Raw genomic sequence first — 13,657 nt, 5'->3', positions numbered from 1 at the left:
CCCGCGCCCACCCGGGAGGGTGCTCAGCCGACCTCGCGCAGAATGCGGGTTTCGGACAGACCCTGATGTCCGTTACGGTCCGGGGTCGCGACCAGGACGACGGCCCACACAGTGGTGATCTCCGCCTCGTGCCGGACCCCCCAGCGCTCGGCGAGATACTCCACGATGCCCAGCCCCCGGCCGCCCAGCGACGACAACGTGGGACGGCCCGCCCGCGGCTCGGTGTAGGCGCCGCCGTCGCTCACCGCCACCTCGACCTGCCTGTCGGAGCAGTACCACGCCACCTTGAGCTGTCCGGACGGGAGAGGGTGGGCATGCCGCAGGGCGTTGCTGAGCAGCTCACTCAGGATGAGCACCACGTCGTCGACGGCGGTCGCGAGCAGTCCCGCCCCCTGTAGTTCGGCGCTGAGGCGCTGACGTGCGACGGCGACGCTCGACGGTGCGTACGGCAGCATCACGACGCTCGACGCACTCACCTCCCCGATCCCCCGGTTCCCCTTGTACAGCGTTTCCCCTTGCACAGCCCAGTACGACCGAAATGCCCCGTCGCATCAGCCGGGAAACCGTGCCCCGGATCACAGCTTGTGCACATTGGACAATAGATCAGTCGCCAAATCGCGACGCCACGCTCCGGGCCGTCCCGCCGGGATGAAGATCCGCCGGCCGCGTCCCGCACCACTCGCCCTGGTCAGCCCGGTGAGCCCGGCCGGTCCGGCGGCGTTCTCGAAGGCCTCACGGGCGCTCCGATACGCTGCCTCCACGCGATGAACAGAAAGTTGGGCGCCCATGTCCACCGAGGACCTCGAAGCCCTGCTCCGCGTGACCACGCCGGGCTACGTCGGCCTGGCCCCGCCCGAAGTGGCGTTTGGCACCATGGACACGCCGGTCGGCCGCCTGGTCCTCGCGGTGACCGCGCGCGGCGTGCTGGCCTGCACCTACGAGGACGAGCACGCGGTCTTCGCCCGGGTGACCCGCTCCGTCGGCTCATTCATCGGGCCCGACCCGCGCCGCCTCGATCCCCTGCGCCGCGAGCTCGACGCGTACTTCGCCGGCCGGCTGCGCACCTTCTCGCTCTCCGTGGACCCGCGCCTGGTCACCGGCTTCTCCCGCACCGTGGTCCAGCTGATGCCGGGCGTGCCGTACGGGGGCGTGACCACCTACCAGGAGATGGCCGAGCGGATCGGGCGGCCGCAGGCGCCGCGCGCGGTGGCGAACGCGCTGGCCGGCAACCCGCTCTGCCTGCTCCTGCCCTGCCATCGGGCCGTGGAGGGGCCGGACTCGCTCGGCGGGTACGCGGGCGGCAAGGCGGCGAAGGAACACCTGCTCCGCCTGGAGGGCGCACTGCCCTGACCGGCCGTACGATCAGGCCCCGTACGGCCGGGCTCCGTACGGTCAGGCCCGGCGCCGGGCGAGACGGCCGGGCACGGACAGCGCCGCCGTCACCAGCGCGGCGACGCAGAACGCGGCGAGCGCGGCGTTCATCCACGGCTGGTGGACGAACCCGACAGCGCTGCGCACGTCGGCCCAGAGGCCGTCCCACCAGGCGACGGTCGGGGTGACCGCCACGATCCAGTACGCCGCGAACCCGAGGACCCACGGCGCGACCATGAGCCACCGCGAGGGGGCGTCCTCGGCCGTGTTCCACCGGGAGGCTCCGCCGAGCAGGAAGTAGTCGACCACGAGGACCGCGAACATCGGCACGAAGACCGCCCCGATCACGGTGAGGAACGCGCCGTAGGAGTTCACGTCGGCCAGCAGCGCGATCAACGTGGTGAGCACGCCGATCACGACCGAGATCACCCGGCGGTCCCAGCGCGGCGCGAGGTTCTGGATCGACACGGTCGTCGAGTAGACGTTCGCGAACGACTGGTCGGCCTCCCGCAGCACCAGGACGCCGAAGAACAGGACCCCGAGCGGTGCGGCCACGAACGGGTCCCACACCTTGTCGGGGTCGTTGCCGACCAGCGCGAGCGCGGCGATGCCGAGGGCCAGGCAGGCGACCTGCGCGATCGTGTAACCCGCCACCACCCCGGTGAACGCCGCGCCGCTCGACCGGGAGTGCCGGGCGTAGTCGGCGGCCATCGGCACCCACGACACCGACAGCGCGATCACGTAGTCGACGGCCGGGGCGAAGGCGTCCCAGGAGCCGCCGCCCACGGAGGGCCCGCGGGTGAAGAGGGCGACCGACAGCCAGATCATCGCGACCACGACGCCCGCGGTGACGTAGCGGCGCAGCAGGCGCAGCGCGCCGAGCGGCCGGATCGTCAGCGCGATCGTCAGCGCCCCGGCCGCGACCGCCCACACCGCGTACGGCACCGCCGTCCCCGACAGCGCCTGCGCGCCCTGCGCGATCACCCACAGCTCGAACGCGCCCCAGCCGAGCATCTGCACGATGTTCAGCACGGTCGGGACGTACGACAGGCGGGCCCCGAACAGGCCGCGCAGCAGCACCATCGCGGGCCGGCCGGTCCGCGCGCCGGGGATCGCCGCGAGGCCGACCATCGCGGTGCCGACGAGGCTGCCGATCACGGCGGCCAGCACCGCGGCGGTGAACGTCAGGGGCCTGCCGCCCAGGGGGTCGAGCAGGAACAACGCCCCCGAGAAGCCGAGGAGGCTGACGCCGAGATTTGCCCAGAACGCCCCCTGGTCGAGCAGGCCGAGGGTTTTCGGGACCTCCTCGTCCAGGGTGAGCGGAACCTCCGCATGCACGTCGTCGACGACGGCGGCCATCACACGCTCCCTACGCCGGCATTATCCGGACAGGTTCATGCGGTCGGCGGCACGAGTTCGATCCGCCCTCTCAGCCCGGTCACGCCCGAGCTCCCGCGGGTATTGACGATGTCTTTGGGATTATGACACTACTTTGACCGTTTTCCTACGCGACGTAGGGGTCCCCTCCGAGCTCGCTCACCATCGGACGCCCGGCGGCGGCCCAGGACCGCATCCCGCCGTCCACGTTGACGGCCTCCCGGCCGATGTGGTTGAGCCACATGGCGGCGTGCGCCGACCTCCCGCCGACCCGGCAGACGACGTAGACCGGCCGGTCGAGCGGCACCTCGTCCACCCGCGCCTGCAACTCGCCGAGCGGGATGTGCACGGCGTCCGGGGCGTGTCCCGCCCGCCACTCCTCGTCCTCACGGACGTCCAGCAGGTACGCGCCCTCGGGCAGGGCGTCGGGGGCGATTTCCGGCAATGTCATGCGCCCATTCTGGCGGCACACCACCGATGCGCGGGCCCGTGCCGGGAGCTGTGACCCACGGTGATCCACGGGCCGCATCCACCAGAGCACTCTCACTCCCCAAACTTCCCTATATGGCTCCATATGACGTACGTTTGAGGAGTGATGGTCTACAAATCCGAAGCCGGTCGACGTGAGATCCTCGACCACTACCGGCGGGTGCTGGACGCCTGGCCGGTTCCAGCCGAGCACGTACGGGTGCCGACCCGCGAGGGCGAGACGTTCGTCCTCGTCTCCGGCCCCCCGGACGCGCCGCCTCTCGTGCTGCTGCACGGCTCGGGCGCCAACGCGTCCATGTGGCGGGGTGACGTCTCCACCTGGTCCCGGCACTTCCGCACGTACGCCGTCGACCTCGTCGGCGAGCCGGGCCTGAGCGCGCCCTCACGCCCCGCCCTGAACTCCGGCGCCGTGGCGCTCTGGCTGGACGACGTGCTGGACGGGCTCGGCGTCACCCGGGCCGCGGTCGTCGGCACCTCGCTCGGCGGCTGGACGGCCCTCGACCACGCCGTACGCCGTCCGGAACGGGTGACTCGGCTTGCCCTGATCTGCCCCGGCGGCGTGGGACGGCAGAAGGTCGGCTGGATCCTCAAGGCCCTGTTGACCCGTCCGTTCCGGGGGCGAGACGGCGGGCTGCGCGAGTCGGCGATGACCGTCGCGGGCCTGGACGGGGAGCGGGACCGGCAGGCGCTCGACGCCGTCGTCCTGACGTTCACGCACTTCAACCCGCGCAGGGAGAAGCTCCCGGTGTTCTCCGACGACGCGTTGCGCGGCCTCACCATGCCGGTGCTCGTCATCGCCGGCGACCGCGACGCGATGATCGACTCTCACCAGACCGCGCGGCGGGTTCGCAAGTGCGTCCCGCACGCGACCGTGCGCCTGCTCCCCGGGGTCGGTCACGCCGTCTTCGGCCAGGCCGAGCCGATCGCCGAGTTCCTCCGCGCCTGACGTCACCTCCGCCGGGCTCGCGGGCCTACTTCAGCAGGCGCGACAGCCGCCGGTCGGCCAGCGGTTTGCCGCCCGTCTGGCAGGTCGGGCAGTACTGCAGCGACGAGTCGGCGAACGCCACCTCCCGGATCGTGTCGCCGCACACCTCGCAGGGCTCGCCGGTGCGGCCGTGCACGCGCAGGCCCGACTTCTTCTCCGACTTGAGGTCCTTGGCCGCCAGGCCGCGCGCCCGCTCGACCGCGTCCCGGAGCGTGTTCACGATCGCGTCGTGCAGGTCGGCGATCTGGCCGTCGGTCAGCGTCCCGGCGACCTTGAACGGGGACATCCGCGCGACGTGCAGCACCTCGTCGGAGTAGGCGTTGCCGATGCCCGCGATCACCTTCTGGTCGCGCAGCAGGCCCTTGATCTGGGCCCGGCTCCCGCCCACGATCGTCTTGAGCAGGTCGGGTGTGAAGCCCTCGGCGAGCGGGTCGGGCCCGAGCCCGGCCACCCCGGGGACGTCGCGGGGGTCCCGCACCACGTACACGGCGAGGCGCTTCTGCGTGCCCGCCTCGGTCAGCTCGAACCCGGGGGCGCGGCCGTCCTCGCCGGGCGACAGCCGTACGCGGACCGCGAGCGGGCCCTTCCCGGGCCGCACCGGCCGCGCGCCCGTGAGGTCGTCGCGCCAGCGCAGCCAGCCGCCGCGCGCCAGGTGCGTGACGAGGTGCAGGCCGTCACAGTCGAGGTCCAGGAACTTGCCGTGCCTGGCCACAGCGGTGATCGGCAGTCCGCCGAGCGAGGTGACGGGCGGGTCGACGGTCTTGAGCGCCTGGAAGGCGGTCACGTCGACCCCGATGATCGCGTGGCCGACGGCGTGCTCGCGGAGGAACCCGGCGAGCGCCTCGACCTCGGGCAGCTCCGGCATGCCCCCACACTAATCGCAGCCGTCAGGGCACGTCCCAGAACGCGAGCTCGTGCTCCATCCCGCGGACGAACAGCTCCCGGGCGCGCGCCGGGTCCGGGGCCGCCTCGTCGATCATCTCGCCGATCCGGGCGGCGAGCGCGGCGAAGCCGGGGTCGGCGTAGGTGTCCACCCACGCGCGGTAACGCGGCTCGGCGGGCGGGTCCGCCGCGAGCAGCCGCCCGAGCGTCGAGTAGCCCCACATGCAGGGGTAGAGCGCCGCCAGCCCCTCGCCGTAGCCGGCCGCCGCCTCCAGCAGGAACGACGTGTACGCCGCGCAGGCCGGGCCCTTCACCGCGCCGTCGAGGTCGGCGCCGAAGCCCGCGGCGAGCGACCGGTGCAGGTCGAGCTCCTCGTGCCAGGTCGCGTGGGCCAGGTCGACCAGGTCGCCGAGATGGCCGTCAGGCGCCTGCCAGGCCAGCCGGGAGAACACCCTGACGTAGTCGAGCAGGAACAGGTAGTCCTGCTCCAGCCACGACCGGAAGACCGGCTCGGGCAGGTCTCCCGCCGCGATCCCGCGTACGGTCGGGTGGGCGAGCTGGGCGTCGAGCATCGGCCGTCCGATGACGTGCAGGTCCGCTGATATCCCCATAAGTTCTCATTCTCGCGGTAAGGGACGAGTTAGGCTCGATGCCGTGACACTGACGATCGCCGAGGAAGTGCTGCTGCTGGCTTACCGGGAGGACACCGGGAAGCCGGTCATCGGGTCCGTGGAGCTCGACGCCGCCCTGGCGGGAGCCGTGGTCGCCGAACTCGCCGTGAGCCGGCGCGTCGATTTCGACGACAAGAAGCTCGTGGTCACGGACAACGCGCCGCTGGGGGACGAGGAGCTGGACCAGGCGCTGGCCCGCATCTCGGGCGAGTCCCGGCGGCACAAGGCCGACTGGTGGGTGGGCAAGCTCCGCATGGGCGGGCTGCGCAAGCGGCTGCTGACCCGCCTCGCCGTACGCGGCGTGCTGAGCGAGCACACCGGCAAGATCCTCGGGATCTTCCCCACCACCCGCTATCCGGAGCTCGATCCGAGCCACGAGCAGGCGGTGCGGGACCGCGTCCGGGACGTGCTGGCCGGGGCTCAGCCCGACGAGCGGACGGCGGCGCTGATCGCGGTCGTCCACGCGGCGAAGCTCGACCGCGAGGCCTTCCCGGACGCGCCGAAGGGCCGCGTCAAGGAGATCGCCCAGGGCGAGTGGGCCGGCGAGGCCGTACGCAAGACGATCGCGTCCGTGCACGCGGCGGTCATCGCGGCCACGACCGCGGCGACCACCGCCGCGACCACCGCGACCATCAACTGACGCTCCGCCCGGGCCTTCGCCCGATCCGGCGAGGCTCGGCGGGTGAAGGCCGCACCTCGGCCGCGCCTTGGCCGGGCCCCGCCGGGGCCGGCGCCGTGGCACGGCGCCGGCGACGGGGGCGGGGTCACTTCGTGATGACGTCCTTGGGGACCTGCTTGTCGGCGGCGAGCGCCTCGAACAGGCGCAGCGCCTTCTGCGTGTCCCACTTCACGACGGCCTGACCGCCGATGGTCGGCAGCGAGCCGATCGGCACGGCCGTCGTGACGGGCCCGCCGCGCATGGCGAGGCCCACCGACAGCAGGTCGAACAGGCCGGTGCCGGGGTCGACGGCGACCGAGTCGGCCGCGTTCAGCGCCAGCGGCACCGAGGTGAAGGGGTTGAGCAGGGTGCCGGGGCTCGCCGCCTTCTGGACCACCGCGGAGAAGAACTCCCGCTGCCGCTGGGTGCGGTCGAAGTCGGGGATCGCGCCGGTCTTCCTGGTGCGCACGTAGCCGAGAGCGGTGCCGCCGTCCATGTCCTGGCAGCCCTTCTTGAGGTTGATCCCGGCCTTGTGGTCGTCGATGTTCTGCTTGACGCAGATGTTGACCCCGCCGATCGCGTCGACGATGCCGACGAAACCGCCGAAACCGATCTCCATGTAGTGGTCGATCCGGATGCCGGTCACCTGCTCGACCGTCTTGGTCAGCAGCTTCGGCCCGCCGAAGGCGTAGGCCGCGTTCAGCTTGCCGCTGCCGTGCCCCTCGATGGGGACGTACGAGTCGCGGGGCAGGCTGACCAGCGTCGGACGGCCGTCCGAGGGGATGTGGAGCAGCATCATCGTGTCGGTGCGCTTGCCGACCGCCTTGCCGGTGGCCAGCTTCCTGCGCTGCGCGGCCGTGAGGCCCGCCCGGCTGTCGGAGCCGACCAGCAGCCAGTCCTCGCCCGGCGTCTCGGCGGACCGCTTGTCGTAGTCGGTCATCGCCTCGACCGAGTGCAGCCGGGCGCTGATCAGGAAATATCCGGCGATGGCGGCGACGAGCAGGAGCACGACCAGTACCACGACGATCCGGACGACGGTCCTGCCGGTCACCCGGGGACCACGCCTGCCGCCCGAGCCGCCGCCGCGTCCGCCACCGGACCCGCCGCCGAAGCCGCTTCCGGACCCGCCGCCACGCGCGGTCGCCGGCCCGCCGGCGTCCCGGTGCGGGGCGTCCTCAGGGCCCCCGGGCGTCCGTCCGGTCCCCCCTATCGGGCGGATCGGGGTGTTGCCCGAGCGCGGCTTGCCGTACACCTTGGAGCGGGCGCGGGGGACCGTGTCGTCCCTGCCGGACCCCCTCCCGGGCTGCTCCGCCCGGTGCTCTGACCCAGGCGCCCCGAGCGGGGCAGCCTGGGGCTCCCCCGGGCGGCGGATCGCCCGGGTCGCCTCGTTCTCGTCGGCCACGTGAAATCCCCAGCCCCTCAGCGTCCTGACCACCGCTTTGACCTCACCGGCGGAACTCTTTGCCGACGGGCCCCCTCCTTCACGGTACTCAGAAGGCTTCTAAGCAGCCAGTAAACGCCGCCGGGAAACACAGGAGAGATTCCAGCCGTTACGGTGGTATACGAACCACGCGAAAGGATCGACGTGTCCGTTCCGGACCCCTGGAGTACCGGCCCGTGCCTTGGCACGGGCTCCCATGATCATACGGCGGGCGCCCGATGAGCGCCGCCCTCGGTCTTCTTGCCGTTCTCGTCCTGACCCTCGCCACCGGCTTCTTCGTCGCGCAGGAGTTCGCCTACGTCGCCGCCGACCGCGGCGCGCTGCGCGAACAGGCGGCGGCCGGTGACGACGCGGCCCGCCGCGCCCTCGACGTCACCGGGCGGCTGTCGTTCATGCTCTCCGGCGCGCAGCTGGGGATCACCGTAACCACCCTGCTGGTGGGCTTCATCGCCCAGCCCGCGATTGCGGGCGTGCTGCGCGGCCCCCTGGAGGCGGCCGGGCTGCCCGGCGCGGCCGTGCCCGGCGTCTCCGTGGCGCTCGGCGTCGTGATCGCCACCGTCGTCCAGATGATCATCGGCGAGCTCGCCCCCAAGAACCTCGGCATCGCGCGGCCCGAGGAGGTCGCCAAGGCCCTCGGCCGTCCGACGGAGATCTACCTGGCGGTCGCCGGGCCCCTCATCCGCCTGTTCGACACGGCGGCGGCCAGGCTGGTCCGCCTGTTCGGCATCGAGCCGGTGGAGGAGCTCGAACACGGCGCGACCCCCGAGGAGCTGTCGCGCATCGTGTCGGAGTCCGCCGCCGCCGGAGAACTGCCGCCCCGGCTGGCCGAGACGCTGGAGCGGGCGCTGGAGTTCGGCGACCGCACCGCGGAGGACGTCATGGTCCCCCGTCCGCGCGTCGTCTCGCTGCGGGCCGAGTGGCCGGTGTCCGACCTTCTCGACGCCCTGCGCGCCCAGGGTCACTCCCGCTACCCCGTGCTCGGCACCGACGCCGACGACGTCGTCGGCGTGACCGGGCTGCCCGAGTATCTGAAGGCCGGTTCCCCGTCCGACGGGCTCGTCGGCGGCATCACCCGCGCGCCGGTCCTCGTCCCCGCGACGCTGCCGCTGCCCGAGCTGCTGCGCCGGATGACCTCCGCCGGCGAGACGTTCGCCTGTGTGATCGACGAGTACGGCGGACTCGCCGGCGTGGTCACCCTGGAGGACCTCGCCGAGGAGCTGGTCGGCGAACTCGTGGACGAGAACGACCCCGAGCCCCTCGGCGTCGTACGACACGGCGACCACGTCTGGGACGTGCCGGGCACGCTCCGCCTCGACGAGGTCGAGCGCGCCACCCACATCCGGCTGCCCGAGAGCGAGGACTACGAGACCGTCGCCGGGCTCGTCCTCGCCGCCCTCGGCCGCATGGCGGAGCCGGGCGACGAGGTCGTCTCCCCTCTCGTGCCCGAGCCGCACCTCTTCGAGGACGAGGAGGAGGACAGGCGGCACGCCGTGCTGACGGTCCAGAGCGTGCGCCGGCGGGTTCCCGAGTGGATCCGGCTGTCGACGGAGGCGGGCGAGCGGCGGGAGGCCGAGGACGCCCACGCGACGGCCCGTGAGCCCTCCGGCGGCGTCTTCTACGCCCCCGAGCTGTTCTCCGCGTTGTTCCAGGGCAGGCCCGCATGAGTCCGCTGACCGGAGTCCTGCTCGGAATCGTCCTGCTCGCCGCCAACGGCGTCTTCGTGGCCGCCGAGTTCGCCCTGGTGTCCGCCCGCAGGCACCGGCTGGAGGAGATCGCCGCGGGCGGCGGCCGGCTGGCCAAGATCACTGCTCGGGCGGCGGTGCGCGGCGGGCGCGAGCTGTCGCTCATGCTCGCCGGGGCGCAGCTCGGCATCACGCTGAGCTCCCTGGGCCTCGGCATGGTCGCGGAGCCCTCCATCGAGCATCTGCTGGAGCCGGTCCTCGCGCTGCTGCCGGAGTCGCTGCGCACCCCGGCCGCGTACGTCGTGGCGCTCGCCCTGGTGACGTTCCTGCACATGGTCGTGGGCGAGATGGCGCCCAAGTCGCTCGCGCTCACCCACCCCGAACGGGCCGCGATGGGGCTGGCGCTGCCGTTCCGCGGCTTCGCCTGGATCGTCCGCCCTGTGCTGGCCACGCTGAACGGGCTGACCAACGGCATCCTTCGGCTTCTCGGCGTGCACGCGCGCGACGAGCTCGCCACCACCCGCACGCCCGGCCAGCTCGCCATGCTGGTCGCTGAGTCGGGCCGGATGGGCATGCTCGACCGCGACGAGCACGACCTGCTCACCCGCGCGCTGCGGGTCCACGCCCAGCCGGTGGAGCGCCTCATGGTGCCCGTGGGCGAGGCGCCGTCGGTGCCCGCCGAGGCCGACACCCTGCTCGTACGGCGGACGGCGGCGCGCGTCGGGAGCCTGCGCATGCTGGTGGTCACCCCCGACGACGTGGTCGGAGTGTGCCACGTGCGCGACGCGATCGTGCGGCCCGGCCACAGGGCCGGCGAGCTGGCGACGCCGGTCCCCCGCATGGCGAAGGGCACCACGATCTCCGACGCCGTGACCCTGCTCCAGGAGGCCCGCGCCCAGCTCGGGCTCGTCACGGACGCGGGCGGCACGCCCGTCGGTGTGATCGATCTCACTACGCTGCTGGGCGAGCTGCTGGTGGCCTGATCCGGACGGAGCCCGCAAGCGCGCGGAAAGTGGTTTGAAAGCCGATCTCCGGAGAATGTGCAGTGCGCGATCGAGGGGCCCCGACCATCGGGGCCCCCGGTACGTCACGACCTATGGAGCGGGGCCCGACGCCGTACGGGCCGGAAGGAGAGGCCCGACGTGCGTTCACTCCCGACCACGTGGGGCCGCGGCTCGCACGACACAAAGAAAAAGCCTCGCGGGAGGGAAGCTTGGCTTCCGACCATGCGAGGCTGCCGCTTGTCCGGCCGGGGGTTCCAGGGGGTTGTCCCCCTGGGTGGCACAAAGAGAAAGCCCCGCGCGGAGGAAGCTCTGCTTCCGACCGTGCGAGGCTGCTTTCTCGTGGGCAAGGGGGGAGTTGAACCCCCACGTCCTTTCGGACACACGGACCTGAACCGTGCGCGTCTGCCATTCCGCCACTTGCCCTTGCGGTTGACCCCCATCTCTGGGTGCCTGGAAAGGTTAGCACGTATCCGCCCGTGCTACCGAACCCGGATACGATCCTTCTCAACGACGATGCGATGGAGCTCAGCGAAGCACCGGAGCGGTCGCGACCATAGACGTAAGTGGAAGGGAGGTATCCGGTGGGAGTCCTTCAGCGCTTCGAGCGAAGGCTCGAAGGGATGGTTGAAGGGGCCTTCGCGCGGGCGTTCAAGTCTGAACTCCAGCCGGTCGAGGTTGCCAGCGCCGTGCAGAGGGAGATGGACGAGCGCGCCGCGATCGTCGCTCAGGGTCGCACGCTCGTGCCGAACGACTTCGTGGTGGAGCTGTCGACGACCGACAGCGAGCGCCTGGAGGTGTACGCCGACAGCATCAGCCACGAACTCGCCACGCTGGCCCGGGAGTACGCCAAGGAGCAGGGGTACTCGTTCGTCGGGCCGGTGCGCGTGCGCTTCGAGACCGCCGACGACCTCGCGGTCGGGCTGTTCCGCATCCGGTCGGGCGTGATCCGTGGCGCCACGGTCGAGCAGGACGAGATCCGGCAACCCCCGAGCGACCTGCCCGCCAGCCGGCCCAGCGCGTTCCAGGGCCGCCCCCGGCTGCTCGTCTCGACCCAGGACGACCCCCAGGGGCAGCGCTCGTACGAGCTGACCACCCCGGTGACGTTGCTGGGGCGCGGAACCGATTGTGATCTACGACTGGTGGATCCCGGCGTATCGCGGCATCATGCCGAGCTACGGGTGGAAGGCCCACAGGTCGTGCTCGTGGACCTGGGGTCGACCAACGGCACCTTCGTCAACGGCCAGCCGGTCCGCAGGGTCGAGATGCAGGACGGGACGAGGGTGACCCTCGGCCGCACGACACTGGTGTTCCGGCGCGATTAGAGGTAACAGACGGTCCATGTCCGAGCTAACGCTGCTGCTGATCCGGCTCGCCTTCCTGGCGGTGCTGTGGTTCTTCGTGATCGCCGCGGTCGGCGTCATCCGGACAGACCTGTTCGGTTCGCGCACGGCTCCCGCACCTCCACGGAAACCGGCCAAGCAACCCCGGCCGGTGTCCAAGCCCAAGAAGGGCGAACCACGTCAGCTCATCGTCACCGGTGGCCCCCTGCAAGGGACCATCATCAACCTCACGGAGACGCCAATCACCATCGGCCGGGCGAACGACGCCACGCTGGTACTCAGCGACGACTACGCTTCGAGTCGGCACGCCCGGCTCTTTCCGCAGGACGGCCAGTGGATCGTGGAAGATCTCGGTTCCACCAACGGCACGTACCTCGAACGTTCGAAAGTGACCCGCCCGACGCCGGTGCCCCTCGGAGTTCCGATCCGCATCGGCAAGACCGTCATCGAATTGCGCAAATGACCATCGCACTCCGCTACGCCGCTCGCTCGGACGTCGGGCTCCTCCGTGAAGGCAACGAGGACTCGGCGTACGCCAGCGGCCGCCTGCTGGCCGTCGCCGACGGCATGGGCGGGCATGCCCACGGCGAGGTGGCCAGCTCGGTCGCCATCGCCGCAATGTCGTCCCTCGACCGGGACGCCTCCGGCGGTGACCTGCTCGGTGCCATCGAGGCGGCGGTCCGGGACGCCAACCACCAGCTGCACGCGATGGTGGCCCGGGACCCGAGCCTCAAGGGCATGGGCACCACCCTCACCGCGATGCTCTGGAGCGGCCCGCGCTTCGCCCTGGTCCATGTGGGCGACTCCCGGGCCTACCTGCTCAGGAACGGCGAGCTGTACCAGATCACGCATGATCACACTCTGGTGCAGTCGCTGGTGGACGACGGGCGGATCACCCAGGAGGAGGCCGCCAACCATCCCCAGCGCTCGATCCTGCTGCGGGCGCTCGACGGCAGCGGCGAGGTCGATCCCGACCTGCAGGACCGGGAGGCCCAGGTGGGCGACCGGTACCTGCTGTGCTCGGACGGCCTGTCCACCGTCGTCAGCGCCGAGACCCTGCATCTCACCCTGACCACCGTCGACGATCCCGAGGACGTCGTCCGGCAGCTCATCGACCTCGCCAACCGGGGCGGCGGGCCGGACAACATCACCTGCGTGGTGGCCGACGTGATCGAGGTGGACGACGTGCAGCCGCCGGTCCTGGCGGCGGCGGTCGTGGGTGCGGCCGGCTCCGGCCGGGGGCGTTCCCCCGCGCCGCCCGACACGCCCGCGGGCCGGGCCGCCACGGTCACCGCGCCGCAGCCCGTGATCACCGACGACGACCTCGGCGACGAGCCCGTACGGGAGGTCCAGTCGTCGGGGCGACGGGCCCGCAGACGCCGCTCGGGCCCGAAGGTCGCCGCCGGCGTGCTGGTCGTCGCCGTCGCGCTCGGGCTCGGCGGCTACTTCGGCTACGAGTGGACCCAGAGCCAGTTCTACATAGGCGCCAGCGGGGACAAGCTCGTCGTCTTCCAGGGCGTCGACGCGGAGGTCGGGCCGGTGTCCCTCAAGAAGGTCGCCTACACCGACGACATCCGCGTCTCGGCGCTGCCCGCGGTCCAGCAGGACCAGGTCCGCACCGGCATCCCGGTCGACGACCTTCAGGCCGGGATAACCAGGATCAAGAACTTCGGCGCCTCGGCGACGTCCACGACGGACACCGGGGCGACACCGACCCCCACGAGGTCCGCTAAGTGACTGCTGTCGAAGCCACGCCC

The 13,657-nt window shown here is 71.8% G+C and carries 14 protein-coding genes, 1 tRNA gene and 1 riboswitch; of the genes, 8 read left to right on the top strand and 7 right to left on the bottom strand.

All coding sequences use genetic code 11. The features are described 5' to 3' along the window. Positions 1-23 precede the first annotated feature (23 nt). Complete coding sequence (locus F5972_RS13200) at positions 24-476, bottom strand: ATP-binding protein (RefSeq protein ID WP_225311425.1); 453 nt, start codon at positions 474-476, stop codon at positions 24-26. A 310-nt stretch (positions 477-786) separates the two neighbouring features. Here F5972_RS13200 and F5972_RS13195 point away from each other — a divergent pair, with 310 nt between their 5' ends. Then, the gene (locus tag F5972_RS13195; RefSeq protein WP_150933748.1) at positions 787-1,350 is read left to right on the top strand and encodes a methylated-DNA--[protein]-cysteine S-methyltransferase; all 564 of its coding nucleotides are present in this window, start codon (positions 787-789) and stop codon (positions 1,348-1,350) included. Between the two features lie 42 nt (positions 1,351-1,392). On the opposite strand, the gene F5972_RS13190 is transcribed toward F5972_RS13195, so the two are convergent. Both F5972_RS13190 and F5972_RS13185 read right to left on the bottom strand, forming a co-directional pair. Then, positions 1,393-2,730 (bottom strand): purine-cytosine permease family protein, encoded by a 1,338-nt coding sequence (locus F5972_RS13190; protein ID WP_150933747.1) that lies wholly within the window; start codon positions 2,728-2,730, stop codon positions 1,393-1,395. After that, a riboswitch (TPP riboswitch) is annotated at positions 2,721-2,837 on the bottom strand. (Overlaps the previous gene by 10 nt.) Positions 2,838-2,875: 38 nt before the next feature. Continuing rightward, positions 2,876-3,199, bottom strand: coding sequence for a rhodanese-like domain-containing protein (locus F5972_RS13185; RefSeq protein ID WP_150933746.1), 324 nt, complete (start codon positions 3,197-3,199; stop codon positions 2,876-2,878). Positions 3,200-3,343: 144 nt separating this feature from the next. Between F5972_RS13185 and F5972_RS13180 the strand changes: the two genes are divergently transcribed. Beyond that, entirely contained in the window at positions 3,344-4,183 is an 840-nt protein-coding gene (locus F5972_RS13180; RefSeq protein WP_150933745.1) for an alpha/beta fold hydrolase, read from the top strand. Between the two features lie 25 nt (positions 4,184-4,208). Here the strand turns inward: F5972_RS13180 and F5972_RS13175 are convergent, their stop codons facing one another. Together F5972_RS13175 and F5972_RS13170 are read right to left on the bottom strand one after the other, a co-directional pair. After that, positions 4,209-5,087: an Fpg/Nei family DNA glycosylase gene (locus tag F5972_RS13175; protein ID WP_150933744.1), complete on the bottom strand. Its 879-nt coding sequence runs from the start codon at positions 5,085-5,087 to the stop codon at positions 4,209-4,211. A gap of 22 nt (positions 5,088-5,109) precedes the next feature. Continuing rightward, positions 5,110-5,715, bottom strand: coding sequence for a TenA family protein (locus tag F5972_RS13170; protein WP_150933743.1), 606 nt, complete (start codon positions 5,713-5,715; stop codon positions 5,110-5,112). A gap of 43 nt (positions 5,716-5,758) precedes the next feature. On the opposite strand from F5972_RS13170, the gene F5972_RS13165 reads away from it, so the two are divergent. Further along, a complete protein-coding gene (locus F5972_RS13165) occupies positions 5,759-6,415 on the top strand; it encodes a GOLPH3/VPS74 family protein (protein ID WP_150933742.1) in 657 nt (218 codons plus the stop codon). Positions 6,416-6,539: 124 nt separating this feature from the next. Here F5972_RS13165 and F5972_RS13160 read toward each other — a convergent pair whose 3' ends face one another. Continuing rightward, positions 6,540-7,835, bottom strand: coding sequence for an LCP family protein (locus tag F5972_RS13160; RefSeq protein WP_225311424.1), 1,296 nt, complete (start codon positions 7,833-7,835; stop codon positions 6,540-6,542). A 257-nt stretch (positions 7,836-8,092) separates the two neighbouring features. On the opposite strand from F5972_RS13160, the gene F5972_RS13155 reads away from it, so the two are divergent. Together F5972_RS13155 and F5972_RS13150 are read left to right on the top strand one after the other, a co-directional pair. Beyond that, positions 8,093-9,538: a hemolysin family protein gene (locus F5972_RS13155; RefSeq protein WP_150933741.1), complete on the top strand. Its 1,446-nt coding sequence runs from the start codon at positions 8,093-8,095 to the stop codon at positions 9,536-9,538. Further along, positions 9,535-10,539: a hemolysin family protein gene (locus tag F5972_RS13150; RefSeq protein WP_150933740.1), complete on the top strand. Its 1,005-nt coding sequence runs from the start codon at positions 9,535-9,537 to the stop codon at positions 10,537-10,539. The genes F5972_RS13155 and F5972_RS13150 overlap by 4 nt, the downstream gene beginning before the upstream one ends. A gap of 361 nt (positions 10,540-10,900) precedes the next feature. On the opposite strand, the gene F5972_RS13145 is transcribed toward F5972_RS13150, so the two are convergent. Continuing rightward, a tRNA-Leu gene (locus F5972_RS13145) sits at positions 10,901-10,983 on the bottom strand. A 158-nt stretch (positions 10,984-11,141) separates the two neighbouring features. Here F5972_RS13145 and F5972_RS13140 point away from each other — a divergent pair. The 3 genes from F5972_RS13140 to F5972_RS13130 are packed head-to-tail and all read left to right on the top strand — an operon-like array spanning position 11,142 to position 13,637. After that, a complete protein-coding gene (locus F5972_RS13140) occupies positions 11,142-11,882 on the top strand; it encodes an FhaA domain-containing protein (protein ID WP_150933739.1) in 741 nt (246 codons plus the stop codon). 16 nt (positions 11,883-11,898) lie between these two features. Then, positions 11,899-12,363: an FHA domain-containing protein FhaB/FipA gene (locus F5972_RS13135; RefSeq protein WP_150933738.1), complete on the top strand. Its 465-nt coding sequence runs from the start codon at positions 11,899-11,901 to the stop codon at positions 12,361-12,363. Continuing rightward, the gene (locus F5972_RS13130; protein WP_150933737.1) at positions 12,360-13,637 is read left to right on the top strand and encodes a Stp1/IreP family PP2C-type Ser/Thr phosphatase; all 1,278 of its coding nucleotides are present in this window, start codon (positions 12,360-12,362) and stop codon (positions 13,635-13,637) included. The genes F5972_RS13135 and F5972_RS13130 overlap by 4 nt, the downstream gene beginning before the upstream one ends. Positions 13,638-13,657 lie beyond the last annotated feature (20 nt).

Source organism: Microbispora cellulosiformans (assembly GCF_008728085.1).
In the GTDB taxonomy this organism is placed as follows: Bacteria; Actinomycetota; Actinomycetes; order Streptosporangiales; family Streptosporangiaceae; genus Microbispora; species Microbispora amethystogenes.
The sequence above is the reverse complement of the archived record's forward strand: the minus strand, read 5'-3'. Positions and strand labels throughout refer to the sequence as shown.